The 25079-nt window shown below is 71.0% G+C and carries 27 protein-coding genes; 13 read left to right on the top strand and 14 right to left on the bottom strand.

Going from position 1 to position 25079, the window contains the following annotated elements; all coding sequences use genetic code 11:
• Window positions 1–35: 35 nt before the first annotated feature.
• The 4 genes from ACWEF6_RS11440 to ACWEF6_RS11425 form a co-directional block, all read right to left on the bottom strand.
• Complete coding sequence (locus tag ACWEF6_RS11440) at window positions 36–740, bottom strand: MOSC domain-containing protein (RefSeq protein ID WP_449682825.1); 705 nt, start codon at window positions 738–740, stop codon at window positions 36–38.
• Between the two features lie 180 nt (window positions 741–920).
• Window positions 921–1697, bottom strand: coding sequence for a mechanosensitive ion channel family protein (locus ACWEF6_RS11435; protein ID WP_310974269.1), 777 nt, complete (start codon window positions 1695–1697; stop codon window positions 921–923).
• A 257-nt stretch (window positions 1698–1954) separates the two neighbouring features.
• On the bottom strand, window positions 1955–3172 hold the full coding sequence (locus ACWEF6_RS11430; protein WP_449682824.1) for an ABC transporter permease: 1218 nt from the start codon (window positions 3170–3172) through the stop codon (window positions 1955–1957).
• Complete coding sequence (locus ACWEF6_RS11425; protein WP_449682823.1) at window positions 3169–4077, bottom strand: ABC transporter ATP-binding protein; 909 nt, start codon at window positions 4075–4077, stop codon at window positions 3169–3171. Before ACWEF6_RS11425 ends, ACWEF6_RS11430 begins: the two co-directional genes overlap by 4 nt.
• A 118-nt stretch (window positions 4078–4195) precedes the next feature.
• Here ACWEF6_RS11425 and ACWEF6_RS11420 point away from each other — a divergent pair, with 118 nt between their 5' ends.
• The 7 genes from ACWEF6_RS11420 (at window position 4196) to ACWEF6_RS11390 (ending at window position 10083) form a co-directional block, all read left to right on the top strand.
• Window positions 4196–5410, top strand: coding sequence for a PucR family transcriptional regulator (locus tag ACWEF6_RS11420; RefSeq protein ID WP_449682822.1), 1215 nt, complete (start codon window positions 4196–4198; stop codon window positions 5408–5410).
• Between the two features lie 74 nt (window positions 5411–5484).
• A complete protein-coding gene (locus ACWEF6_RS11415; protein WP_449682821.1) occupies window positions 5485–5922 on the top strand; it encodes a VOC family protein in 438 nt (145 codons plus the stop codon).
• A gap of 20 nt (window positions 5923–5942) precedes the next feature.
• Window positions 5943–6398, top strand: a complete 456-nt coding sequence (locus tag ACWEF6_RS11410; RefSeq protein ID WP_449682820.1) for a nitroreductase family deazaflavin-dependent oxidoreductase — start codon at window positions 5943–5945, stop codon at window positions 6396–6398.
• Window positions 6399–6580: 182 nt separating this feature from the next.
• Window positions 6581–7504 carry an ACP S-malonyltransferase gene (locus ACWEF6_RS11405; protein ID WP_449682819.1) on the top strand — a complete coding sequence of 308 codons (924 nt, stop codon included), beginning with the start codon at window positions 6581–6583 and terminating at the stop codon, window positions 7502–7504.
• Window positions 7501–8484, top strand: a complete 984-nt coding sequence (locus ACWEF6_RS11400; protein WP_449682818.1) for a beta-ketoacyl-ACP synthase III — start codon at window positions 7501–7503, stop codon at window positions 8482–8484. The genes ACWEF6_RS11405 and ACWEF6_RS11400 overlap by 4 nt, the downstream gene beginning before the upstream one ends.
• 74 nt (window positions 8485–8558) lie before the next feature.
• Window positions 8559–8804 carry an acyl carrier protein gene (locus ACWEF6_RS11395; RefSeq protein ID WP_004559006.1) on the top strand — a complete coding sequence of 82 codons (246 nt, stop codon included), beginning with the start codon at window positions 8559–8561 and terminating at the stop codon, window positions 8802–8804.
• 28 nt (window positions 8805–8832) lie between these two features.
• A complete protein-coding gene (locus tag ACWEF6_RS11390; protein WP_310974303.1) occupies window positions 8833–10083 on the top strand; it encodes a beta-ketoacyl-[acyl-carrier-protein] synthase family protein in 1251 nt (416 codons plus the stop codon).
• Between the two features lie 51 nt (window positions 10084–10134).
• Here ACWEF6_RS11390 and ACWEF6_RS11385 read toward each other — a convergent pair whose 3' ends face one another.
• Together ACWEF6_RS11385 and ACWEF6_RS11380 are read right to left on the bottom strand one after the other, a co-directional pair.
• A complete protein-coding gene (locus ACWEF6_RS11385; protein ID WP_449682817.1) occupies window positions 10135–10731 on the bottom strand; it encodes a hypothetical protein in 597 nt (198 codons plus the stop codon).
• Window positions 10732–10762: 31 nt separating this feature from the next.
• Window positions 10763–11266 carry a DUF3145 domain-containing protein gene (locus tag ACWEF6_RS11380; RefSeq protein ID WP_191315073.1) on the bottom strand — a complete coding sequence of 168 codons (504 nt, stop codon included), beginning with the start codon at window positions 11264–11266 and terminating at the stop codon, window positions 10763–10765.
• Between the two features lie 273 nt (window positions 11267–11539).
• Between ACWEF6_RS11380 and ACWEF6_RS11375 the strand changes: the two genes are divergently transcribed.
• Complete coding sequence (locus ACWEF6_RS11375; protein ID WP_449682816.1) at window positions 11540–13528, top strand: hypothetical protein; 1989 nt, start codon at window positions 11540–11542, stop codon at window positions 13526–13528.
• A 3-nt stretch (window positions 13529–13531) separates the two neighbouring features.
• On the opposite strand, the gene ACWEF6_RS11370 is transcribed toward ACWEF6_RS11375, so the two are convergent.
• The gene (locus ACWEF6_RS11370; RefSeq protein WP_449682815.1) at window positions 13532–14920 is read right to left on the bottom strand and encodes a dihydrolipoyl dehydrogenase family protein; all 1389 of its coding nucleotides are present in this window, start codon (window positions 14918–14920) and stop codon (window positions 13532–13534) included.
• Between the two features lie 139 nt (window positions 14921–15059).
• Here ACWEF6_RS11370 and ACWEF6_RS11365 point away from each other — a divergent pair, with 139 nt between their 5' ends.
• Window positions 15060–15428: a histone-like nucleoid-structuring protein Lsr2 gene (locus tag ACWEF6_RS11365; RefSeq protein ID WP_449682814.1), complete on the top strand. Its 369-nt coding sequence runs from the start codon at window positions 15060–15062 to the stop codon at window positions 15426–15428.
• Window positions 15429–15444: 16 nt separating this feature from the next.
• Here ACWEF6_RS11365 and ACWEF6_RS11360 read toward each other — a convergent pair whose 3' ends face one another.
• The 5 genes from ACWEF6_RS11360 to ACWEF6_RS11340 form a co-directional block, all read right to left on the bottom strand.
• Window positions 15445–16176: a lipoate--protein ligase family protein gene (locus ACWEF6_RS11360; protein WP_310974312.1), complete on the bottom strand. Its 732-nt coding sequence runs from the start codon at window positions 16174–16176 to the stop codon at window positions 15445–15447.
• On the bottom strand, window positions 16173–17561 hold the full coding sequence (locus ACWEF6_RS11355; protein WP_449682813.1) for an NAD(P)(+) transhydrogenase (Re/Si-specific) subunit beta: 1389 nt from the start codon (window positions 17559–17561) through the stop codon (window positions 16173–16175). The genes ACWEF6_RS11360 and ACWEF6_RS11355 overlap by 4 nt, the downstream gene beginning before the upstream one ends.
• Window positions 17558–17860 (bottom strand): NAD(P) transhydrogenase subunit alpha, encoded by a 303-nt coding sequence (locus ACWEF6_RS11350; RefSeq protein WP_449682850.1) that lies wholly within the window; start codon window positions 17858–17860, stop codon window positions 17558–17560. The genes ACWEF6_RS11355 and ACWEF6_RS11350 overlap by 4 nt, the downstream gene beginning before the upstream one ends.
• A gap of 5 nt (window positions 17861–17865) precedes the next feature.
• Window positions 17866–18978, bottom strand: a complete 1113-nt coding sequence (locus tag ACWEF6_RS11345; RefSeq protein ID WP_449682812.1) for a Re/Si-specific NAD(P)(+) transhydrogenase subunit alpha — start codon at window positions 18976–18978, stop codon at window positions 17866–17868.
• 123 nt (window positions 18979–19101) lie between these two features.
• A complete protein-coding gene (locus ACWEF6_RS11340; protein WP_310974317.1) occupies window positions 19102–19761 on the bottom strand; it encodes a TetR family transcriptional regulator in 660 nt (219 codons plus the stop codon).
• Between the two features lie 94 nt (window positions 19762–19855).
• Here ACWEF6_RS11340 and ACWEF6_RS11335 point away from each other — a divergent pair, with 94 nt between their 5' ends.
• Genes ACWEF6_RS11335 through ACWEF6_RS11325 form a run of 3 tightly spaced genes read left to right on the top strand, consistent with a single transcriptional unit; the run spans window position 19856 to window position 22240 of the window.
• Window positions 19856–20914, top strand: coding sequence for a ferredoxin reductase (locus ACWEF6_RS11335; protein WP_449682811.1), 1059 nt, complete (start codon window positions 19856–19858; stop codon window positions 20912–20914).
• A gap of 11 nt (window positions 20915–20925) precedes the next feature.
• Window positions 20926–22032 (top strand): fatty acid desaturase family protein, encoded by a 1107-nt coding sequence (locus tag ACWEF6_RS11330; RefSeq protein WP_449682810.1) that lies wholly within the window; start codon window positions 20926–20928, stop codon window positions 22030–22032.
• A gap of 7 nt (window positions 22033–22039) precedes the next feature.
• Complete coding sequence (locus ACWEF6_RS11325) at window positions 22040–22240, top strand: hypothetical protein (protein ID WP_310974321.1); 201 nt, start codon at window positions 22040–22042, stop codon at window positions 22238–22240.
• Window positions 22241–22294: 54 nt separating this feature from the next.
• On the opposite strand, the gene ACWEF6_RS11320 is transcribed toward ACWEF6_RS11325, so the two are convergent.
• Window positions 22295–23071, bottom strand: coding sequence for a hypothetical protein (locus ACWEF6_RS11320; protein ID WP_449682809.1), 777 nt, complete (start codon window positions 23069–23071; stop codon window positions 22295–22297).
• Window positions 23072–23114: 43 nt separating this feature from the next.
• Window positions 23115–23645 (bottom strand): hypothetical protein, encoded by a 531-nt coding sequence (locus ACWEF6_RS11315; RefSeq protein ID WP_449682808.1) that lies wholly within the window; start codon window positions 23643–23645, stop codon window positions 23115–23117.
• Between the two features lie 159 nt (window positions 23646–23804).
• Here ACWEF6_RS11315 and ACWEF6_RS11310 point away from each other — a divergent pair, with 159 nt between their 5' ends.
• Complete coding sequence (locus tag ACWEF6_RS11310) at window positions 23805–25076, top strand: sensor histidine kinase (RefSeq protein ID WP_449682849.1); 1272 nt, start codon at window positions 23805–23807, stop codon at window positions 25074–25076.
• Window positions 25077–25079 lie beyond the last annotated feature (3 nt).

Here is a 25079-nt window from a genome sequence, read left to right as displayed (position 1 = left end):
ACCGCTCCCAACATGCTCGCCGGCGGGCGAATTCCCTAGGGAGTGTGAGGGGCGAGACATCCCATGGACTGGACGTCCCCGACGCGCAGCGTGCCGCCGCGCACGACCCGGGCGTGCACGCCGAGCGTCATGCCGTTCGCGCCGGTGATCGTCTTGAGCAGCCCGGGCGCGGCCGGGAGCCCGTCCCAGGGCAGGTCGACCATCACGCAGCGGACGGCTTTGCGCAGGATTTCCAGCTCGACCTCGCCGATCCGGACGTGCCGCCCCAGCCAGGCCTCTTCGGCGAGCTCCGGCGCCGGGCCGGTGTCGAGCAGGACGTTGGGCCGCAGCCGCCGCGCGTCGATCCCGGCGCCGGGAGCGCGCTCGGCCAGCCAGGCCAGCGACGACGTCGTCAGCAGGTGGACGGCGGCCTCGTCGTGGTGCGGAACGTCCGCTTCCTTCGTCAGGGCGACGCCGGGCCGGCCGAGGGCGGCCGCGATGTCGGCGTCACCCCGGGCGGTGCGGCCGTCCGGCAGGGTCACGACCGGGACGTCACCGTCGTAGCGAGCGGCGAAGGTGTTCAGGCCGGGCATCCGCCGGAAGCGGCGGGTGTTCTTGCCGCTGCCGAACTTGCCGTCCGGATCGCGGACCGCGTACAGCCGGTCGCCGTCGAGGCCGCGTTCGCCGACCTGCACCTCGGCCAGGCGTTCGCCCACCATCGACTTCACCGGATAGCGCCACAGCGCCGCAACGACCCCCATGCGGCGAGCGTAGCGACAGCCCAGCCCCAAGCGCCCCAATGTGGCGTTGGGTGCGTCCAACGCACCGAACGCCACATTGGATGCGTCAGACGCACCGAACGCCACATTGGGGCGCTTGAGGCGAGCGCGGACGGGCCCGGCGGCATCCCCGTCCGCCGGGCCCGCGCCACTCCCCTTCGATCAGACCTGCGGGCGCGGGGTGCCCACCGGCGGCGTCGGGGTGCTGTCCACGCCGACCGCCGCGCGCGGGGCGGCCGGGCCGGTGCCCATCTCGCCCGTGCGCTGGGCCGGGGTCTCCAGCTGGTGCTCCATGTTCGCCATCCAGCCGCGCCAGCGGTCCTGGGCCGGCTTGATCAGGCCGCCGCCGAAGCCGACCACGATCACGCCGCCGATCGTCGCCAGCACCGCGATCAGCACCGGGCCGGTGATCGCCGTCGCGATGTTCACCTGTCCGAGGGCGGCGATGATGCCGAACGCCATGATCAGCCAGTAGGCCCCCAGCGACAGCGGGCGGGCCGCGCCCCGGCCGGACAGCGCGGACGCGACGACGTCACGCACCACCTTCGCGATCGCCGCGGCCACCACCACGAGCACCAGCGCCACCACGATCCGCGGCAGGAACGCGATGATGTCGTTGAGCAGCTGGCTCACCGGGTTGGTCGGCCCGAACACGCCGAACGCCAGCTGCAGCGCGATCAGCAGAATGAAGTAGTAGACCAATTTGACCAGGATCCCGGTCGCGTCGATCTTCTGCTGGCCGACCTTTCCGCTCAGCCCGGTCCGCTCGACCAGTTTCCCGAAACCGGCTTTCCCGAGCACGAGCGCCAGTCCTTTCGAGACGGCTTTCGCGATCAACCAGCCGATCAGCAGGATGATCAGGAATCCCACGAGTTTCGGGACGAACGTGGCCACCATGGCCCACGCCTGCCCGAGCCCGTCCTTCAGTTGCTCGCCCATACCGACTCCCTCCACGGATTTGCACCGGATCGTCGATCAAGTACCCAGGGGCGGCAACTCGTGCGCCCCACGATCGAGTGAGACGACTGGCGCGCGAAGATCACCCGTGGCCATACTGGTTCTACCGGTGGGGACCGGGGAGACGAGGCCGTCCGGCGCAGCGTAAACCGCAAGCGCCGGGCGGCCTCGAGCATTTGGCGCAAAAAGCACCGCTACCGGACGAATCCGGCCCCCGGGGCGCCGGGGGCCGGAAACCGTCAGGCGGCGCGCAGGGCGTCCCGCAGTTTCACTTTCGCGCCGGTGCGCATGACCGCGTTCCGGTAGATCCGCGCGGCGAACCAGATCAACGCCGGAATCAGCAGTACCACCAGCCCCACCGACACCACGGCTTCCCAAACGGGCACCCCGCCCATGGCCAGCCGCATCGGCATCAGCGTCGGCGAGAACACCGGAATCACCGAAAGCACCTCGACGAACGTGTTGCCCGGATCCGACGGCAGCACCGAAATGCCGATCACGTACCCGGCGATCACGAACATCAGCGCCGGCGTCGTCACGCCGCCGACGTCTTCCTGGCGCGAAACCAGCGCCCCGAGCGCGGCGAACACGATCGAGTACATCAAGAACCCGAGCAGGTACCAGACGATCAGCCAGACGACCGTGCCCACCGCCGCCGAGACGGAGATCGTCAGCACGTCGGTGGCCAGCGCGGTCACCACCCCGCCGACGCCGATCACGACCATCTGGATCAGCCCGACCGCCCCGATGCCGAGCACCTTGCCCGCCATCAGCTGCCACGGCTTGATCGTCGACAGCAGCAGCTCGACCACGCGCGAGGTCTTCTCCTCGACGACGCCCTGCGCGACGATCTGGCCGTTCATCAGCAGCGACATGTAGATCAGGATGCCGGCGATGATGCCCAGCACGAGCTGCTGGCCGTTGTAGTCGTAGGGCTGCTCCAGCGGCGGGTCCTCGACGAACTTCGCCGAGGCGACCGCGGCCTCGAACCGGGCCGGGTCCCCGCCCAGCGCCGCCACCTGCTGGCTGACCGCCACCTGCTGCGACAGCACCTGCAGGACGTCCTTCAGGTTGCCGTCGAGGTCCTTCTTCACCTGGACGTGCACGCTCTTGCCGTCGCCGGTGAGCAGCGCGTCGAGCGAGCCGTCGGCCAGCTTGGCGCGCCCGGCGGCCTCGTCGGCGACCGGGACGACGTCGACCGTCTCGCCGATCGCCTGGCCGGTCGCCTTCAGCGGCGCCGAGAACCCGGCGGTCGCCGGGGTGTAGCCGACCTTCGAGTCGGCGCCGCCACCGGAGAACAGCTTGATCGCCAGGATGCCGACCACGATCAGCAGCAGCGTGACCGCGGTGCTGATGCGGTAGGCCTTCGACTTCACGCGGGTGCTGATCTCGCGGGAGGCCACCAGGCCCACCGCGGCCGCCGGGCTCATCCGGACGTCCGGGACCGGGGTGCTCATGCGGGGACCTCCTCGGTGCTCACGACGGAGCGGAACAGTTCGGTCAGCGACGGCTGCTCACGGGCGAACTCGCGGACCGGCCCGGTGGCCAGCGCCGCCTTGAGCACGGCCTGGTCGTCGGCGTCCTCGCCCAGCTCGAGCTCGGTCACCGCGCCCGTCCGGCCGAGCACCTTCACCCCGGGCAGGCCGTCGGCCCACCCGTCGCCGGCCTCGGGGACGTCGACCCGCAGCCGCAGCGCACCGCCGGCGCGCAGCTCGTCGACCGTGCCCCTGGCCACCATCTGTCCACTGCGGACGATGCCGACCCGGTCGCACAGCCGTTCCACCAGATCGAGCTGGTGGCTGGAGAACACGACCGGCACCCCCTCGGCCGCCTTCTCCTTGAGCACCTGGCTCATCACGTCGACCGCGACCGGGTCGAGGCCGGAGAACGGCTCGTCGAGCACCAGGATCCGCGGTTCGTGCACCAGCGCCGCGGCCAGCTGGACGCGCTGCTGGTTGCCGAGTGAGAGCTTCTGCACCTCGTCGTCGCGGCGGCCGGCGACGCCCAGCCGTTCCGTCCACTTCGTCACCGACGCCTGCGCGTCGGCGGCGGGCATGCCGTGCAGCCGCGCGAGGTACGTCAGCTGCTCGGCCACCTTCATCCTCGGGTAAAGGCCGCGTTCTTCGGGCATGTAGCCGATGTGGCGGCGCGTTTCGTGCGTCACGGGCGCGCCGTCGTAGCGGACTTCGCCGGCGTCGGCGGAGAGCACGCCGAGCGCGATCCGCATGGTCGTGGTCTTGCCGGCGCCGTTGCTGCCGACGAAGCCGAACAATTCGCCCGGACGGACGTCGAAGGTCATTTCGCGCAGGGCGACCACGTCGCCGTAGCGTTTGGAGATCCCGTCTATTTCCAAACCGGTCATTCCGGTTCCCCCGTTCTCGTGTGGCCCCGATCCTAGGCAGTGCGTACACGCGCCGCCTACCCTCGCGCGTTGCCGCGAGGGGCTACCAAAGTTGCGGGCACGTAGGATCGCCTCCGCCATGGATGGAACCACCGCCCCGCGCCCGGTGCCGAAGCACCACGGACTGTCCGCGAAGACGCTCCGGCGGCTGGAGCACGCGTCCGGCAGCCTGGCGAGCGCGAGCATCTCGGTGATGGAGCGGCGGCTGCCGTGGTTCGCCCGGCTGCCCGCCGACCAGCGCGCGAGCGTCCTGCTGATCACCCAGGCCGGGGCCGCCGGGTTCGTCGACTGGCTGCGGGACTCCAAGGAGGCGCTGAAGCTCACGACCGAGGCGTTCCGCGACGCGCCGGCCGAGCTGTCGCGGTGGATCAGCCTGCGCCAGGCGGTCGGCATGGTGCGGCTGGCCATCGAGGTCTTCGAGGAGCAGCTGCCCGAGTTCGCCGCGAACGAAGCGGAACGGGCCGCGCTGATCGAGGGGATCTTGCGCTACGGCCGGGAAATCGCCTTCGCGGCGGCGAACTCCTACGCGGCGGCCGCGGAAGCGCGCGGCGCCTGGGACGCCCGCCTGGAGGCGCTGGTCGTCGACGGCATCGTCCGCGGCGACGCCGAGGAGTCGGTGCTCTCCCGGGCGACGGCGCTGGGCTGGGACCCCACGGCGGCGGCGACGGTGCTGGTCGGCAACCCGCCGTCGGAGGACCCGCCGACGGTGGTGTTCGAGGTCCGCAGCCGCGCGGCCCGCGTCGGGCGTCCGGTGCTGCTGTCGGTGCAGGGTTCCCGGCTGGTGGTCGTGGTGGGCGGCCCGACCGACGGCGGGGTGAAGGAGCGGGAGATCCTGACCCGGATGTCGGTGGCGTTCGCCGACGGCCCGGTGGTGGCCGGCCCGACGGTGCCGACGCTGGCGGAGGCCCACCACAGCGCGACGGAGGCGTTGTCGGGGCTGCGCGCGGTGGTCGGCTGGCCGGGCGCGCCCCGCCCGGTGCGCTCGGGCGACCTGCTGCCCGAGCGCGCGCTGTCCGGGGACGCGGAGGCCGAGCGCCTGCTGGTGGACACGATCGCGCGCCCGCTGGAGGAGGCCGGTCCGACGCTGCAGCGCACGGTGGAGGCGTACCTGGAGAGCGGCGGCGTGCTGGAGACGTGCGCGAAGACGCTGTTCGTCCACCCGAACACGGTCCGCTACCGGCTGCGCAAGGCCGCGGACCTGACCGGCTGCCAGGCGACCGACCCGCGCGACGCGCTGGTGCTGCGGATCGCGCTGACCGTCGGACGGCTGGCGCGCGCTCGCGGCCTCTGGTGATGTCGAGAACCCGGCGCCGGCTTCGTCTCGAGGGCAGGAGCGGCCACCCGGCCGCGTGCCCCGGGGAGAAACCCATGACGATCCAGCGAATGGACAACGTCGGCGTCGTCGTCGACGACCTCGCGGCGGTGACGGCGTTCTTCGTCGCCCTCGGCCTGGAGGTCGAGGGCGAAGCCACGGTCGGCGGGCCGGAAGTCGACAGCCTCGTCGCGCTCGACGGGGTGCGGTGCGACCTGGCCGTGGTGCGCACGCCGGACGGCCACGGACGGCTCGAGCTGATGAAGTTCCACACCCCGGCGGCTCCGGCCGCCGGGACCGCCGAGCCGGTCAACGCCTTCGGGATGCGCCGCATCATGTTCGCCGTCGAAGACCTCGGCACCGTTCTCGCTCGCGTGCGCCGGCACGGCGCGGAGCTCCTGGGCGAGGTGGTCGAATACGAGGGCAGCCACCGGCTCGCCTACGTCCGCGGGCCCGAGGGCCTCCTCGTCGCGCTCGCCGAGAACCTCCGCTGACCACTGGGAAAGGACACCTCATGGCCGTCGCCGACGACCTCGACCGCGCCACCGACTCCACCGACCCGCAGTGGGCCTGGGTGGCCGAGCAGACCCGCACCTACCTGGCCTCGGACGGCACCGTAGGCCACGAGTCGAACGGCTTGCGCACGCTCATCCTCGCCACGACCGGCCGCCGGACCGGCGTGCCGCGGCGCACCTGCCTGATCTACGGCACCGCGGGCGACGACTTCGTGGTCGTCGCGTCCAAGGGCGGCGCCGACGAGGATCCCGCGTGGTTCAAGAACCTCCTGGCCGAACCGAGCGTCGGCGTCCAGGTCGGCCCGCGCCGGTTCACCGCCCGCGCCCGGCCGGCCTCCGCGGCCGAGCGCGGTCCGCTGTGGACCACGATGGCGGGCATCTTCCCGCTCTACGACGAGTACGCGCGCAAGACCGATCGCGTCATCCCGGTCGTCGTGCTCACCCCGCAGGGGTGAGCCTTCCCGAGACGGGCGTCACGTGATGGACTTAACAGCGAAAGGTGATTGAACCCGACAAGGCTTCCGGGTTACGCGCGAGCTTCTGCGGCGCGTCTTTGGAGGGTTCCGACAAAGACGCCGCACAGACACTGTGAACGTCGGCATCCCGGGGAACGCCCTCCGCCGTGTTGTCTTGAAGGGTGACAGCAGCAGTCCTCGCTCCCGGCCAGGGGTCCCAGGCCCCCGGTATGTTCACGCCCTGGCTCGACCTCGACGGCGCGCGCGAGCGCGTCGCGCAGTGGTCCGAGCGCGCCGGGCTCGACCTGCTCCGCCTCGGCACCGAGTCGGACGCCGACGAGATCCAGGACACCGCGATCGCCCAGCCGCTGATCGTCGCGCTGTCGCTGCTCACCTTCGAGCACCTCCAGGCCACCGCGCCGGTGCCCGCGGACGCACCGGTCGCCGGCCACTCCGTCGGCGAACTCGCGGCCGCCGCGATCGCCGGGGTGCTGAAGCCCGAAGACGCTGTCGCGCTCGCCGCCGTCCGCGGCGCCGAGATGGCGAAGGCGTGCGCGCTGGAACCGACGTCGATGGCCGCGGTCATGCTCGGGGACCCCGAGCAGGTCGTCGCGTGGCTCGGAGAGCAGGGCCTGACCGCGGCGAACCGCAACGGCGCCGGTCAGATCGTCGCCTCCGGTGCCGCCGACGCGATCGCGAAGATCGTCGCCGAGCCCCTCGAAGGCACGAAGATCCGCGCCCTCAAGGTCGCCGGCGCGTTCCACACGCACTACATGGCGCCCGCCGAAGAGGCGATGCGCGCCCACGCCGCCGAGCTGACCCCGGCCGACCCCACCCGCCCGCTGCTGTCCAACGCGGACGGTGCCGTCGTCACCAGCGGGGCCGAGTACCTGGCGCGGCTGGTCTCCCAGGTCACCCGCCCGGTCCGCTGGGACCTGACGATGGACGGCCTGGTCTCCCTCGGCGTCACCCGCACGATCGAACTCGCGCCCGCGGGCACCCTGACCGGCCTGGTCAAGCGGCAGCTCAAGGGCGTCGTCACCACTATCACCGCGCTGAAGACGCCGGCCGAGCTGGCGGCGCTGCGCCAGGAGGACGCCTCGTGACCGACCGACCCGCCCTGAGCCTCACCACCGGCTCCCGCGGCAGCCGCGTGCTGGGCATCGGCAGCGCGCAGCCGGAGAAGATCGTCACCAACGACGACCTGTCCCAGATCATGGAAACCAGCGACGAGTGGATCCAGACCCGGGTCGGGATCGTCGAGCGCCGGTTCGCCGAGAAGGACGAGCTGCTCACCGACTTCGCCGTCGCCGCGGGCAAGGCCGCGCTGGAGGACGCCGGGGTCGATCCGTCCGAAGTGGACACGGTCATCCTGCCGAACTGCACCATGCCGACGCTCATCCCGAACGCCGCCGCGCAGGTGGCGGCCCGGATCGGCATCCCCAGCCCCGGCGCGTTCGACCTCAACGCCGCGTGCGCCGGGTTCTGCTACGGCCTGGGTGTCGCCTCCGACCTGATCCGGGCCGGCTCGGCGAAGAAGGTCCTGGTCATCGGCGCGGAGAAGCTCACCGACTCCGTCGACCCGGTCGACCGGGCCAACGCGATCATCTTCGCCGACGGCGCGGGCGCCGCGGTGGTCGGCGCCTCCGACGAGCCGGAGATCGGCCCGGTCTCCTGGGGCAGCGCGGGCGACCTGGTCGACCTGATCTACATGCGCGACCAGAAGTACATCTACCAGGAGGGCCAGTCGGTCTTCCGGTGGGCGACCACCCAGATCGCGCCGATCGCGCTGCGCGCGCTCGAGGTCGCCGGGCTGAAGCCGTCCGATGTGGACGTGCTGATCCCGCACCAGGCCAACCTGCGCATCGTCGAGGCGATCGCGAAGAAGCTGCGGGCCAACGGCGCCCGCGACGACATGGTCGTCGCCGACGACATCAAGTACTCCGGCAACACCTCGTCGGCGTCCATCCCGCTCGCGCTGGACCACATGCGCAAGGCCGGGACGGCGAAGACCGGCGACGTGGTGCTGGCGGTCGGGTTCGGCGCGGGCCTGTCCTACGCCGGGCAGGCGTTCATCTGCCCCTGATCACCGTTACGCTCCCCGCGGGCACTCGCCCGAGGGAAACAGACCCCCAGAAAGACCGAGAAGGGAACTACCCCATGGCTGACAACGCTGAGATCCTCGCCGGCCTCGCCGAGATCGTCGAAGAGGTCGCCGGTGTGGCTCAGGACGACGTCACCGCCGAGAAGTCGTTCGTGGACGACCTGGACATCGACTCGCTGTCGATGGTCGAGATCGCCGTGCAGGCCGAGGACAAGTTCGGCGTCAAGATCCCGGACGACGAGCTCGCCAACCTGAAGACCGTGGGCGACGCGGTGAACTACGTGTCGGCCAACTCGAAGTAAGTCCTCTTCCCTCCTTGAGGAGACTCCCATGAGCAACATCGACGTCGTGATCACCGGTCTCGGCGCCACCACACCGCTCGGCGGGGACGTCACGTCCACCTGGGACGGTCTGCTGGCCGGGGCGAGCGGGGTTCGCGCGATCGAGGCCGATTGGGTCGAGGAGCTGCAGCTGCCGGTCAAGATCGGCGGTCAGCTGGCCGTCGAGCCGACCGAGGTCCTGCCCCGGGTCCAGGCCCGCCGGATGGACCGCTGCGAGCAGGTCGCGCTGATCGCCGCCCGGCAGGCGTGGGCCGACGCCGGGTACACCGAGCCGACCGACGAGCACACCGACGTCGACCCCGACCGCCTCGGCGTGTCGATCGGCACCGGGGTCGGTGGCCCGGTCACCCTGCTCACCCAGAACGACCTGTTGCACCAGCAGGGTCTCCGCAAGGTGTCGCCGCTGACCGTGCCGATGCTGATGCCGAACGGCCCGGCCGCGCACGTGGGCATCGACCTCAAGGCGCGGGCCGGGGTGCACTCCCCGGCTTCGGCCTGTGCCTCGGGTGCCGAGGGCATCGCCAGCGGCGTGGAGATGATCCGCTCCGGGCGCGCCGACGTCGTGATCGCCGGCGGCGCCGAAGCGTGCATCCACCCGATCACGCTGGCCGGGTTCGCCCAGGCCCGCACGGTCTCCACGCGCAACGACGACCCGGCGAGCGCGTCGCGGCCGTTCGACGCCAACCGCGACGGCTTCGTCCTCGGCGAGGGCGCCGGCGTGGTCATCCTGGAGCGCGCGGACCTGGCGAAGGCCCGCGGGGCGCGCGTCTACGCGACGATCGCGGGACACGGCATCACCTCGGACGCCTACCACATCACCGGCAACCACCCCGAGGGCGTCGGCCAGATCGCCGCCATGCGCGCGGCGATGAAGATGGCCGGGGTCACCGCGGCGGACGTCGGGCACGTGAACGCGCACGCGACGTCCACTGTGGTGGGTGACATCGGCGAGGCGGCGGCGATCCGCAAGGCGGTCGGCGACCACGTGATCGTGACGGCGCCGAAGGCTTCGCTCGGCCACCTCGTCGGCGGGGCCGGCGCGGTCGAGGGGATCATCACGATCCTGTCGCTCTACCACGGTCTGGTGCCGGCCACCCGGAACCTGACCGACCTGGACCCGCGGGTGCAGCTGGACGTCGTCGCGGGCGAGCCGCGCAAGGTCGAGCTGACCGCGGCGATCAGCAACTCGTTCGGGTTCGGCGGCCACAACACCGCGCTGCTGTTCACCCCGGCGGCCTGACCGCCCCGGAACTGAGGAAGGGCCCGGCTTCGGCCGGGCCCTTCGTCCGTTTCAGCACTTCTCGTGTTCGGGTGGTGGCCCGCCGTCGATGGCGGCGACCTTCAGCGTCTTGCCGTCGGCCACCATCGGGATGACGAGCCGCCACTTGATGCACGGCTCCCGGAAGAACAGCGGGGCGTCCTCGACGTTCTGCCTGCTGGTGAACCCGACCAGGACGCGCAGCGAATTCCCGGACGAGCGCTCGATCCGGTAGACGAGGGCGTCGCTGTCCTCTGTGGTGCGAACGCCCTTCTTCCAGTCGCTCTGCGACTGGCCGGCGGCCCGCTCGTCGGTGACCACGGCGACCCACTGCTGGTACTGCTTGCTGTTGATGGCCGCGAAGTACTTCTGCAGCACCCGGCGCACGGCGTCGCCCTGCGGGTGCCGCTTGGCGTCGTCGGTCATCCGGACGTCGTCGCCCACCGCGGCCGGCGCGCCGACGCTGGACGGCGACGGCGTCGTGACCGCGACGGAGGTGTCGTCGACGGGCTGGTCGGGCCGGCGGTAGAGCTCGCGCGCGAGCAGGCCGCCGCCGACGGTCACGGACAGCACCACGACCACGACGGGCACCAGCCAGCGCTGGCGAGAGCTGGGGGCGGGGGTGGTCACGCGGAGAGCGTACCGGCCCCCGTCCCGGGGCTCAGCCGACCTGGTGCAGCCAGGTCACCGGCGCGCCGTCGCCGGCGTGGCGGAACGGCTCGAGCGCCTCGTCCCAGCTCGCGGCCAGGAGTTCGTCCAGCTTGTGCGCGAGGGATTCGCCGCCGCGGGTCATGCTGACGAGCGCGCGCAGCTGGTCCTCGCCCACCACGATGTCGCCGTTGGCGCTGGTCCGGCCGTGCCACAGGCCGAGGCCGGGCGCGAAGCAGAACCGTTCGCCGTCGACGCCCGCGCTGGGCTCTTCGGTGACTTCGAACCGAATCATCGGCCACGCCTTGAGGGCGGACGCCAGTTTGGCGCCGGTGCCCGCGGGCGCGCGCCATCCGCACTCGGCGCGAAGCTGACCCGGACTGGCCGGCTGCGCCGTCCACTTCAGGTCAACGCGGGCACCCAGGGTGCCCGAAATGGCCCACTCGACGTGCGGACACACCGCAGACGGCGACGAGTGGACGTACACCACACCTCGGGTGCTGCCACGGGTGCTCACTGCTACCTCCGCTTGTTGCTCGACGAGGGACGTCTTCCCCTACGCCCTGACTCGAGCTGCGGTGCGGCCTCAGCGCGGCTCCCGAATGCCGCCTCCGATGCGTTGTAGCACATTCTGCACCCCAACCGTGCCGTTTGGCCACATGAACACCACAAGTCACCCGCCGCCCCACTTTCGGAGGGCACCGCGCCGTGCCGTCCCCGTGTCGCGCGGTTCGCTGGGCTGCGCGCGCTAGCGTGTTGACCCGGAACGACGAGCGGAAAGGGGCTTTCGGTGCGACTGGTGCGCCTGGAGAGGCAGCAGTCCCGGGTGGCGGACGACATCCGGGCGGCGCTGGCATCCCTGGGCCGCGGCAGCACCGTGATCGGCGGCATCGCCCTGGTGGGTGTCGGGGGTGTGACGGACCGCCCGATCGACGCCGTGGTCCTGCTCCCCCACGGCGTGATCATCGTGATCGGCGTGGATCTCCCGGACCCGGCCCTGCGCCTGGAGGCCCCGTTGGGAGGCCCCTGGAAGGCGGACGGCTGGCCCCTGGTCGCGGACGACGATTCGGTGAACCCGGCGACGGAGGCCCTGGACGTTTCGCAGGCTTGCGAACGGCGAATCGCCGAACTGGTCCCGGGAACGGCCCCGGTGGGCACGATCATCGCGGTGGGGCCGTACGTGGAGACGGTCGACCAGCCGGCGCCGGACCTGGCGGGCCCGGTACGAGTGCTGCACCCGACCCCGACGACGATGCTGGCGGCAACGGTGTCGTTGTGCACGGCCCACCGGCCCCGTTCGGTGGACCAGGTGCGGGCACTGATCCGCGGCCTGGCGCCGGCGGCACCGGAGTTTTCGGACGAAGTGCTGCTGGGCGAAGGCTTCAGCAGGTTGACGGACGACACACCCCCGGAGTCCCTTTGGGACGATCCCCCGGCGGTCGCTCCTGCTGCGGTTGCTCCGGCTTCCGCTGGTTCGGTGGGTGTGACCGGCTGGCGGACGGAGACCCCGGCGGAGGCCACACCACCCGCCGACGCCGAGGTGCTCCAGCCGACCGCGCAGGCGGAACCGGACCGAACAGCCGATCCCGAGGCGCGCCCGGTGTTCCCCGGCGCCACTTCGCCGCCGGCCGAACCCACCGAGGTACCCCGGCCGCCCGCGCAGGCGAAGCCGGACCGCCCCGCCGATCCCGAGGCGCGCCCGGTGTTCCCCGGCACGGAACCGTCGGGGTCCGCCAACGCCACCCGTTCGGATGGTCCGGAACCGGCTGAATCCGCGGCGGTTGATGCCGAGCGGACCGAAAACCTCCGCCGGCCGTCACCGAGCGGCGAGCAGACCGCGGTTACCGTTGCCTCCGCCGATGCCGGGCCAGCGCCTGAATCCCTCGCACCGCAACTTGCGGATGCCAACTCCCAGCCCACCGGGCCAGAGCAGCTCGACCCGCCGCCCACTGAGGCCGAACCGGACACCCCTCCACAGCCAACCGAAACCGGGCCGACCCCCACCCAAGCCGGGCCCGGCACTCCCCAACCAGCCGAAGCCGCGCAACCCACCGCCGCACGTCCCGACCCCGAACCCGACCCCGAGCCGCCGCAAGCGGCCCAGCCGCGGCAAGCGGCCCAGCCGCCGCTGCCCTCGCCGCAGCCCTTCCCCCGCCCCCGGCCAAAGCCCGAACCCACCACCCCGGCCCCCCGTACCGTCCGGTGGCTGCCCCTCGGCGCCATCGGTGCGCTCGTCCTCCTCGCCGTCGCCGCCATTGCCGTGGCCACCACCGGGGATGGCACCGCCGCCGCGCCCGCCCCGACTCCCCCCGCCACCTCCAAGACCGCTCCGCCCACCCCCGCGCGCAGCCTCCAGTTCGCCCTTCGCGCCGCCGGTGGGGATCAGGGCTGTGCTTCGCACGCCTTCGGCGATGCCCAAGCCAGCCTCCAGCAGACCAGCTGCTCCGGCGTCAAACGCGCCAGTTACGCCGCCACCATCGATGGCCGCGGCGGGGCCGTCACCGTCGGGATCGTCGACTTCCCCGATGCCGCCCAGGCCGCCGCCTTCAAGGCCGTTGCCGATACTCCCGGCGGGGGCGGCGTCCTCGACCTCGCCACCGAGACCCGCCAGTGGGGCGCCACCCCGACGCCGCGCTTCGAGAACGCCGCCTACGCCAGCAAGCTCGATGGCTCCTCCGTGCGGCTCGTGCAGGCCGTCTGGGTGCCGGGACCGTCCACTGCGGACGATCCCGGCCTGGTCAGGGCGGCCAAAGCCGCCCTCGACCTGCCCGCCCGGTGACCGTCAGAGGCCGTACGCCTCCAGCAGCCGCAGCCAAACCTCGCTGATCGTCGGGAACGACGGCACCGCGTGCCACAGGCGGTCCAGGGGCACCTCTCCCACGATCGCGATCGTTGCCGAGTGCAGCAGCTCCGAGACGTCCTGGCCGACGAACGTCACACCCAGGAGCACGTTCCGCTCCGTGTCGACCACCATCCGGGCCTTGCCCGTGTAGCCGTCCGCGTGCAACGACGAGCCCGCCACCGCGATGTCGATGTCGACGACGCGGTCCGCCGAGCCCGGGCGCGCGTCCGCGAGGCCGACCGCCGCCACCTCCGGGTCGGTGAACACCACCTGGGGCACCGCGTGGTGGTCGGCCGTCGCGGTGAAGCGGCTCCACGGCGACGGCTCCGCAAACGTGCCCGCCGCCAGTGCCGCCACCGTGTCACCCGCCGCGCGGGCGCCGTACTTGCCCTGGTGGGTCAGCGGCGCCCGGCCGGTGACGTCGCCCGCCGCGAACAGCCAGCCACCGTCCACTGCGGACACGCGGCCGGTGTCGTCGGTCTCCAGCGGGTGCCCGGGCTCGATACCGAAGCGCTCGAGCCCGGCGGTCGCCGGACGGCGGCCGGTCGCCACCAGGAACTCGTCGACGACGAGCGTCGAACCGTCCTTCAGCGTCAACGTCGTCCCGGCGTCACCCGCGGCCACCGAGGACACCCCCGAATCCGTGTGCACCTGCACGCCGGCTTCGCGCAGCCCCGCCAGCACCAGGTCACCGGCGAAGGAGGCGTTGCGCGGCAGCGGACGCGGACCGCTGATCACCAGGTGGACCTCCGAACCCAGCGACGCGAACGCCTGCGCCATCTCGACGCCGACCACGCCGCCACCCAGGACGCCGAGGCGCCCGGGCGCCGAGGACGCCGACGTCGCTTCCCGCGAACCCCACGGCCGGATCGTGTCGAGCCCCGGGATCGGCGGCGTGCTGGGCACGCTGCCGGTGCAGACGATCACCGCGTGCCGCGCGGTCAGGACGCGGTCGCCGCCGACCGTCACCTCCCGCTCACCGGTGATCTCGCCGTGCCCGCGGATCGGCTCGATGCCCGCGCCGCGGGCCCAGTCGACCTGTCCCGAGTCGTCGCCCTTGCCGGTGAACCAGTCACGGCGCGCGAACACCGCCGCCGGATCGACCCGGTCGCCGACCGGCACGCCCGGCACCCGCTTGGCGGCGGCCAGCAGATTTCCCGGCCGCAGCAACGCCTTGCTCGGGATGCAGGCCCAGTAGGAGCACTCGCCACCGAAGCGTTCGTGCTCGACGAGGGCGACCTTCAGGCCTCCGCGAGCCGCCCGTTCCGCGGCCACCTCCCCCACCGGACCCGCGCCGATCACCACTACGTCAAAAGTCTCTCCAGGCATGGGTTCAGGTCACACCACTACGCGGGATCACGCAAGCCAGCGGCTATCCTCCGTCAGGAAGCTGCAAGTTGTCGGCGGCACCGGATGCCGTCGGGCCCGGTGCGCGCGAACACACGAGTTCGAGCACGGGAGGTTTGTCGTGGCCAGGAACACGGCTGTGCAGGTGCTGGATGATCTGACCGGCGAGCCCGCGGCGGAGACCGTCGGGTTCGGCCTGGACGGCATCGACTACGACATCGACCTCTCCTTCGCCAACGCCGAAGCGCTGCGCGAACTCCTGCAGCGTTACGCCGACGCCGGACGCCGCACGGGAGGCCGCAAGAACCGGCCCCGGGCCGTCCCCGGCGCGAAGAAGACCGAAGCCGAGAGAACCACCCCGAAACCGAAGTCCACCAAGCCGAAGGCCGCCCCGGAGAAGAAGGCCGAACCCGCGCGCACCAGGAAGGCCGCGGAGCCGAAGACCACCGGCCGCAAGGTGCCGACCGTCATGTTCTCGGCGGCCGAGTAAGTCCACAGTAGACGGCTCAGGCCGCGCGCTGGGCGCCGTCGGCGTGCCAGGACGGGTAGCGGTAGCGGGTGTGCAGCAGCGCCCGCTGCCGCGCCAGCTCGGCCGCCGACGGCGGGCGGGGCACGAACGTCCCGAGCAGCTGCGACGCCGCCGCCCGCACCGCCGCCTCGACCGCCGGGAACCCGGGCCGCAGGCCGTGCTCGGCCAGCGACGCCACCGGGCTGCGGTGCGAGTCGAGCGGCCGCGGGTCCGGCGGCGCGCTGGTCAGGTAGCGGCCGACGAGCCCGGCCGCCGTCTCGACCAGCAGCGTCGAGTGGGCCAGCAGGCCGGTCTTCGTGCGGAACACCGCGAACCCGCACAGCTTCGCGTCGCCGATGAACAGCCCGCGGTCGCCGATCCGCGGCACCAGCCCGAGCTGGTCGACGGCGGCGCTCATCACCTGGCCGAGCGCCTCCAGGGGCCGGTCCGCCGGGCCGGGCAGGACCAACGTGACGTTCAGGTTGCCCGGATCGTGGAACACGGTGCCGCCGCCGCTGGCCCGCCGCAGCACCGGGACGCCGTCGCGGACGCACTCGTCGACACGCACTTCGCGGGCGATCCGCTGCCCGCGCCCCACCACGACGCAAACCGGGTTGCGCCAGAGCCACAGCACCGGTGACTCGGGCGCAACCCGGAGGAGCGCTTCGTCGAAAGCGAGATTCTCGGCCGGATCCGTGAACGCCGCACGAACATCCGACCCGGTCGTCATAGCGCCTTGAGTTCCTCCACGATCTCGCCCACCGACGACTTGGCGTCCCCGAAGAGCATGCTGGTCTTCGGATCGTAGAACAGGTCGTTGTCGATCCCGGCGAAGCCCGAGCTCATCCCGCGTTTCAAGACGATCACGGACCGGCTCTCGTTGACCTTGAGGATCGGCATCCCGTAGATCGGCGAGCTCGGGTCGGTCTGCGCGGCCGGGTTCGTGACGTCGTTCGCGCCGATCACCAGCGCGACGTCGGTCTGGGCGAACTCGGAGTTGATTTCGTCCATCTCCTTGAGCTGCTCGTACGGCACGTCGGCCTCGGCGAGCAGCACGTTCATGTGCCCCGGCATCCGGCCGGCCACCGGGTGGATCGCGTACGCGACCGTGATGCCCTTCTTCTCCAGCAGCTTCGCCATCTCGCGGACGGTGTGCTGCGCCTGCGCCACGGCCATGCCGTAGCCGGGCACCACGACGACCTTGCTGGCGTAGGCCATCTGGATCGCGGTGTCGGCCGCGCTGGTCGAGCGCACCGGACGGGCTTCCTTCGCGCCGCCGCCGGCCGCGACCGCCGGGCCGCCGCCGAAGCCGCCCGCGACGATCGCCGGGATGGACCGGTTCATCGCCTTGGCCATCAGGTTCGTCAGGATCGAGCCGGACGCGCCGACGATCATGCCCGCCACGATCAGCGCCGTGTTGTCCAGCGCCAGGCCCATCGCCGCGGCCGACAGCCCGGTGAACGCGTTGAGCAGCGAGATCACCACCGGCATGTCCGCGCCGCCGATCGGCAGCACGACGGTGAGGCCGAGGATGCCCGCCGCCACCAGCAGCCCGATGATCAGCAGCTCGCTGTCGTTCCCGGTGATGATGAGCACCGCGCAGACGACCGCGATCGCCAGGAGCAGCAGGTTGACCGGCTGCTGGAGCTTGCCGAGGGTGATCGGGCGGCCGCTGATCAGCTCCTGGAGCTTGCCGAACGCGACGTTCGAGCCCCAGAAGGAGATCGAGCCGATGATGGCGGCGAACAGCGAGGCGATCGCGATGTACGCCGGTTCGTGCGCGTACCCGTCGGTGGAGTTGAACTCGACCCACGCGATGAGCGCGACCGCGCCGCCGCCGACGCCGTTGAACAGCGCCACCATCTGCGGCATCGCGGTCATCTTGACCTTGCGCGCCGACGGCACGCCGACGACGACGCCGATCCCGACGCCGAGCGCGATCAGCACCCAGTTGCCCATCCCCGGGGTGAGCAGGGTGGCGACGACGGCGATGCCCATGCCGACCGCGGCGATCCAGTTGCCGCGGACGGCGGTGCGCGGGCCGGTCAGGCCCATCAGGCCGTAGATGAAGAGGGCGAACGCGATGATGTAGAGGATCGCGATGAAGTCGGTCACTTCTCCTCCTCCTCACCGGGTACGGGCTTCTTCGCCTTGAACATCGACAGCATCCGGTCGGTGACGAGGAACCCGCCGACGACGTTGATCGTGCCGAAGGCGATCGCGATGACCAGCAGGATCTTGTTGAACACGCCGTCGACGCCGAGGCCGAGCACGACCAGGCCGCCCAGCAGCACGATGCCGTGGATGGCGTTGGTGCCCGACATCAGCGGGGTGTGCAGGGTGTTGGGCACTTTCGAGATGACGGCGAAGCCGACGAACCCGGCGAGCACGAGCACCGCCAGGTTCTGCACCAGTGGGCTCACGACGCGCTCCCTTCGCGCCCGGCCACGCAGGCACCGGCGACGATCTCGTCTTCGAAGTTCAGCTCCAGCGCGCCTTCCTTCGTCACGAGCAGCTCCAGCAGCTCGACGACGTTGCGTGCGTAGAGCTCGCTGGCGTGCGAAGGCATTTCGGCGGGCAGGTTCAGCGGGGAGGAGATGGTGACGTCGTGCTCCACGACGTCCTCGCCCGGCTTGGTCAGCTCGCAGTTGCCGCCGGTCTCGCCCGCGAGGTCGACCACGACGGACCCGGCGGGCATGCCCTTGACGGCGTCCGCGGTGACCAGGGTCGGCGCCTTGCGGCCCGGCACCAGCGCGGTGGTGATCACGACGTCGAACTTCGTGATGGCCTCGGTGAGCCGCCGCTGCTGCTCCTCGCGCTCTTCCGGCGTCAGCTCGCGGGCGTACCCGCCTTCGCCGACGGCCTCGATGCCGAGGTCGAGGAACTGCGCGCCGAGCGACTTGACCTGCTCGGCGACCTCGGGCCGGACGTCGTAGCCGGTGGTCTGCGCGCCGAGCCGCTTCGCCGTGGCGAGCGCCTGCAGGCCGGCGACGCCGGCGCCGAGGACGAGCACCTTGGCCGGCGGGACGGTGCCGGCCGCGGTGGTGAGCATCGGGAAGAACCGCGGGAGTTTCTGCGCGGCGAGCAGCACCGCGCGGTAACCGCCGATGCTGGCCTGCGACGACAGCGCGTCCATCGCCTGCGCCCGCGAGATCCGCGGGACCGCCTCCATCGCGAAGGCGCGCAACCCCGCTTCTTCGAGCTTCGCGAGCCCTTCCGGGTTGCCGCGCGGATCGAGGAAACCGACGAGCACGGCGCCCCGGCTCAGTTTCGCGACTTCCCCCGGCGAAGGCGGGTTGACCTTCACGACGATCGGCGCGCCCCAGGCGTCGCCGAGTTCGGCGCCGGCCTGGGTGTACGCATCGTCACTCAGGTGCGCGCCGGATCCGGCGCCCGGCTCGACGACGACGCGCAGCCCGCGCTGCGCCAGCCGCCCGACGAGCTTGGGCACCATCGCCACCCGCCGCTCCCCGGGGCGTGATTCGGCCACCACACCCACGGTGAGCTGCTGACTCTGTTCGCTGTCCGTCACACGACCTCCTCATCGGCGAGGCACGATCCGAGGGTTGTACCACGCCGGACCGACAGTCCCCAGTGACCTGGGTCGCAAGTCCGCCGGTTGTGCCGGGAAATACGAGTGTCGTGCGGGAAACGTTCAGGTCGTTTTCCAGTGCGGGACGCCCAGCAGGACCAGGCGCAGCCGTTTTTCCGCCGTTCCGGTGATTTTCGCGTCTTCACCGGGGCGGGCTTCCAGCAGTTCGACAATGGTCGTCAGCATCACGGAAACGATCAAGTCGGCCAGCATGTGCAGGTCTTCGGTGCTCCACGACCGCAGCGGCGCGAACCGCGCGAGGTCGATCGCGAGGTCGCCGGAGAACATCCGCAGTTCGACGCCGATCGCCTGGGCGAGCGGGCCGCCGGCGTACCGCTCGCGGGTGAGGAACCGGAAATGGTCCTCGTTCGCCCGGACGAATTGGTGCACCGTGGCCACCGAGGCGCTGATCATCCCCTGGTAGGTGTCCGGATCGGTGCGGGCGGAGCGCATCATGCCGCGCAGCGTGCGCGTCGCCTCCTCGACGAGCGCGACGCCGAGGTCCTCCATCGTGGCGAAGTGCCGGTAGAAGGCCGTCGGGACGATGCCGGCGCCCTTCGCGACCTCGCGCAGGGACAGCGTGGCGAACGGGCGGTCGGCCAGCAGCTCGAGGGCGGTGTCCAGCAACGCCTGGCGGGTGCGCAGTTTGCGCTCCTGGCGGCTCACCGGCGTCAGTGGTTCGGACACGGGTTCCAGCGTACGGGTGTCCACCGCGTTGCTCACGTCACATCCTTCGCGTCTCGCGTTGACAGGGCGTCCACTCCTGCAGTGCACTATTGAGTGCACAGTCGTTCACTGTAACCGAGGAGGTTCGGAGATGACGGCGCTCATCCCCCGGCGGGTGCGCGGCCTCGCCTCGCTGGCCGAGGCGCTGCTGACGCCGCACGGGATGGACCGGTACCTGGAGCTCGTCGACCCGATGCTGGTCCGCCGCGAGATCCGCGGGCTGGTCACGGCGGTGCGCAAGCAGACGCCGGACAGCGTCACCCTCACCGTCCGGCCGAGCCGCGCGTGGCCCGGGTTCACCGCCGGCCAGTACGTCCGCGTGCAGGTGGAGATCGACGGCGTCCGGCGCACGCGCTGCTATTCGCCGTCCGGTTCGCAGTACGACGGCGAACTGGAGTTCACGGTCAAGGAGCAGGGCCTGGTCTCCGGGCACCTGAACCGGGCGATCGGTGTCGGCTCGGTCGTCAACCTGTCCACTCCGGACGGCGGCTTCACGCTGCCGGCCACCCGGCCGGACCGCGTGCTGCTGATCGCGGGCGGCAGCGGGATCACGCCGGTGCTCGCGATGGCGCGCACCCTGGTCGACGAAGGTCACCCCGGCGAGATCGTGTTCGTGCAGTACTCGAACGGCCCGGCCGACGCGCTGTACCGCACCGAACTGGCCGAACTCGCCGCCCGGCACCCGGGACTGCGGGTCGTGCACGCCTACACGCACTCGAAGGGCGGCGACCTGACCGGGTTCTTCTCGGTCGAGCACATCGAGCCGCGGTTCCGCGACGCGGAGACGTTCGTCTGCGGCCCGAAGCCACTCATGGACGCCGTGCGCGCGGAGCTCGGTGAACGCGTGCACACCGAAGAGTTCACGCCGCCGGCGTTGACGTTCGACACCGCGGACGCCGAGGGCCGGGTGCGGTTCCGCCGCAGCGGCCGCGAATGCGCCAACTCGGGGAAGCCGTTGCTGGAGCAGGCCGAGGAAGCCGGTCTGACGCCGGAGCACGGCTGCCGGATGGGCATCTGCTTCTCCTGCACCCAGCTGAAGACGGCCGGGCGCGTCCGCAACGCGCGCACCGGCGAGGTTTCCGGCGACGAAGACGAAGAAATCCAGCTCTGCATCTCCGTCCCGGTCGGGGACGTCGAGATCGACGCTTAGAGGAGATTGTCATGACCGGTCTGCAGGACCGCCTGACCCCGGCACAGGTCGAGGAGTTCGGCCGCGAGCTCGACGCGCTGCGGCAGCGGATCGTCGACGACCTCGGCCAGGAGGACGTCGACTACATCCACAACGTCATCAAGACCCAGCGCGGCCTGGAGGTCGCCGGGCGGGCGCTGCTGTTCGCCGGGTTCTTCCCGCCGGCGTGGCTGGCCGGCGTCGGCGCGCTGTCGCTGGCGAAGATCCTCGACAACATGGAGATCGGCCACAACGTCATGCACGGCCAGTACGACTGGACGCGCGACCCGGCGCTGAGCTCGCAGCGGTTCGAGTGGGACACGGTGGCGCCGGCGGAGAACTGGCGGCACTCGCACAACTACATCCACCACACGTACACGAACATCGTCGACAAGGACCGCGACGTCGGCTACGGCATCCTGCGGATGGACACCGCCCAGAAGTGGCACCCGTACTACCTGGGCAACCCGGTGTACGCGACGCTGCTGGCGATCTTCTTCCAGTGGGGCGTGATGCTGCACGACCTCGAGGTGGAGAACGTCGTCAAGGGCACGCGGACCTGGGCGGACAACGTGCCGGTGCTGCGGAAGATCGTGCGGAAGGCGTCGCGGCAGATCGGCAAGGACTACGTGCTGTTCCCGTTGCTGACGGGACCGCTGGCGCCGCTGACGTTCCTCGGCAACGCGACGGCGAACCTGACCCGCAACCTGTGGGCGTTCGCGATCATCTTCTGCGGCCACTTCCCGGCGGACGTCGAAAGCTTCACCGAAGAGGAAACCGCTTCGGAATCGCGCGGCCAGTGGTACCTGCGCCAGATCCTGGGTTCGGCGAACATCACGGGCGGGCCGCTGTTCCACATCCTCAGCGGCAACCTGTCCCACCAGATCGAGCACCACCTGTTCCCGGACATCCCGGCGCGCCGCTACCCGCAGATCGCCGGCGAAGTGCGCGCGATCTGCGAGAAGTACGGGCTGCCGTACCACACGGGCCCGCTGCGCCGGCAGCTCTGGTCGGTGGCGAAGAAGATCGTGAAGCTGGCCCTGCCCGCCCCGCAGTCCCCGGCTACCGTGGAACCCGACCGGCAGCTCCGAGCAGCGTGAGGGTGACATGGTGGGCCAGTTCGAACGAGAGAAGGACACCCTGCAGGTGATCACCGAATCAGCGGCGACGCACGTCGGCAACATAGCGTCGATCATCACGGGAGCGATCCGCGACGTCGCCCGCGAGACGGGCGAGTGGCTCACGGACGTGATCGAGATGCGCGAGGCGGCCCAGCGAGCCCGGGAGGACGACCCGGACACGCCGTGACGCGGGTTTCGTGAACGGCCTCCTCGGGAAGCTGCAGAGGAGGCCGTTCACCCCCTACCGACCAGCCGCCTCCGCGGCCGCATGAGTTTTGGAGTCCGCCACGGGGCGGTCTGCACGTCCTTTGAGCTCTACCGTCTGCCAGATCCAGAACCAGGCGAACCCGGCGATCAGCGCCGCCTCCACTCCGAGCGTCAAATGGGGGAAGGGCACGAACTTCAAGGCGGCCAGCCAGGCGACCAGGGCCCCCACCATGCCCCAGAAGACCACGCCATACCGCTCGCGCGACGTATCCCAGTAGTTCCACCCCACGACCAGGACCATCCCGGCGAACATGGACCCGGCAGCGAACAGGTGTCCGCGCGCTCCGAACTCTCCGGGGAACACCCCCGCCCAAAAGGCCATGGCGGCCACTACGAACAGCGTCACGCCCTTCACCACTCTGGCGAGTCCGGCCGCCTTGCCCTGCGGCCGCTTCACGAAGGCCCAGATCCCGGCACCGACGGCGGCGGCGAGCACGGGCGGCAAGGTCGTTACCACTTCGGGCGTGGTCTCGATGTCCGCGACGCTGCCCACCTTGCAGGTGTTGTCCACCCCGGTGGGAACGAAGGCGACGATGAAGGCCATGAAGCCGGAGAAGTCGAGAAGGGCATTCTCGACTTCGGCTCCCTGATAGATGATGAGGCACGCGCCGATCGCGCACAACATGCCAACGAACGTCGCTTGCGAAGACGTGTAATAGTACCCGCTGATCGAGTGTTGCAGGCACATGTTGTTCACGACCAGATGCAGAGCGATCGAGGCGGCGAGCAGCAGCACCAGAACGATCAGCATGAAGCGAAGGGTGAAGTAAGTCCCCCTGGCGTAGTCATCGTTTTCAGACATCGAAAAGCCTCCGGATCAGTACGAAACCTCCGCCTGCCACCACAACGATCAGCGACGGCCAGAAGCAAAGGTGTTTCACGGTGCCGGCCACCCCGGCCACCGCCAAGGCAGGCCGCGCAGGCTTGGGAAACTTCTGCAGTGCAACGAGAATCGCGGAGTCCTCCACCAGGTCGGCCACCGCCCCGGCCACCGGGACCATCGCCGGTATCGCGCTGCCGAACAAGGTGAAGAGACCTCCGGGCAGGGCCACTACGTAAACCAGGATGAACCCAATATCGGCGATCTGGAAGTACGCGTGATGCCGTCGCCCCTGCTCGCCGAGTGCCGTCACCATCGCGGAACGCTCAGCGACACCGAACCCGATCCTCGTATCCAGGACCGGGATATGCGAAATATGTTTCACGTATGCCGCACTGAACGGAATCCGGCGGACGCACACCAGCAAGCACCCGAGGCCGGCAAAAAGAACCCAGCCGACCACTTGAACGCAGTGCACTGAGGCCCAGTGAAAGAAGATCGTCATGGCGGCCGCCTCCTTTCGACACCGCGTACAACGGGGTCGCCGAGGCTGTCCGATTCGTTAACCCGGTGACGAAATCGTTGCCGACGGTGTACCCCTGCGGTGTTCCGTAACGAAGCCGGGGGAAAACCCCATGGGCAACCCCGCCGACCGCGGGCAACACTGGATCCCGTGACCACCCTCGACCCACCCCACCCGCTGCGCCGCGTCTTCGGCCCCCTGGCCACGCGGGACTTCCGGGCCGAGTACCTCTGGCTCTGGCTCGCCGCCCCGCTCACCGTCTTCGCCCTGCTCACCTTCCTCGTCGTGCTGGCGGTCGGCCTCTGGCTCACCCCCGTCCTGCTCGGGTTCCTCGTCCTCGCCGGGGCCGTCTTCTACGCCCGGGGCATCGGGGCCGCCCACCGGAGGCTCGCGAAGGCCCTGCTCGGTGTCAGCGTCCCCGCCCCACGGCGGCCCGAGCTCAAACCCGGGCTGTGGAGCTGGGTGAAGGCGCGCGTCGGCGATCCCGCGGGCTGGCGGGCCGTCGGCTACCTGCTGCTGCGGCTGCCGCTGACCCTCGTCGGGCTCGCCAGCGTCCTCACCGCGACCCTCTACAGCTTCGCCGCCACCACCTACTGCTTCTTCTGGTTCCCGATGGGCGAACGGCAGCTGCCCGTCTTCGACATCCGCGCCGAGCACTGGGCGGGTGCGCTGGCCTGGTCGGCGTCCGGGCTGCTCGTGCTGATCGCGCTGCCGCGGGTGACGCACGCCTTCGTCGCGCTCGACAGGCTGCTGGTCGTCGGGCTGCTCGGCGAGCGCGACCTGTCCGCCCGCGTCCGCGACCTCGAAGCGAGCCGCGCGACCGCCGTCGAGGACGCCGCCCTGCGGCTGCGGCGCATCGAACGCGACCTGCACGATGGCGCGCAGGCCCAGCTCGTCGCGCTGGCCATGAAGCTCGGCCTGGCCAAGGACGAACTGGCCGACGTCGACCTCCCGCAGGTCAAGCAGCTGGTCACCGCCGCGCACGCCAACGCCAAGCAGGCCCTTACCGAACTGCGCGACCTCGCCCGCGGCATCCACCCGGCCGCCCTGGACGCGGGCCTCGACGTCGCCCTCGCCACGCTCGTCGCCACCTCCGGGATCGACGCGCAGGTCGCCGTCGACCTCCCACGCCGCCCACCGCCGTCGCTGGAGACGATCGTCTACTTCAGCGCCGCCGAACTGCTCACCAACGCCGCAAAACACGGCGGGATGACGCTCGTCGAAGTCACCGAAACCCCGGACGTGCTGCTACTGCGGGTGCGCGACACCGGCCCCGGCGGCGCCCGGATCGTGCCGGGCGGCGGGCTGGCCGGCGTCGCCGAGCGGCTGCGGACGGTCGACGGCGAACTGACCGTCACCAGCCCGGCCGGCGGTCCGACCGAAGTGTCCGCGCGGGTGCCGCTGCCCCGCTAGGGT

This window comes from Amycolatopsis sp. NPDC004772, assembly GCF_053601215.1.
This window is presented reverse-complemented; position numbering and strand designations above follow the sequence as displayed.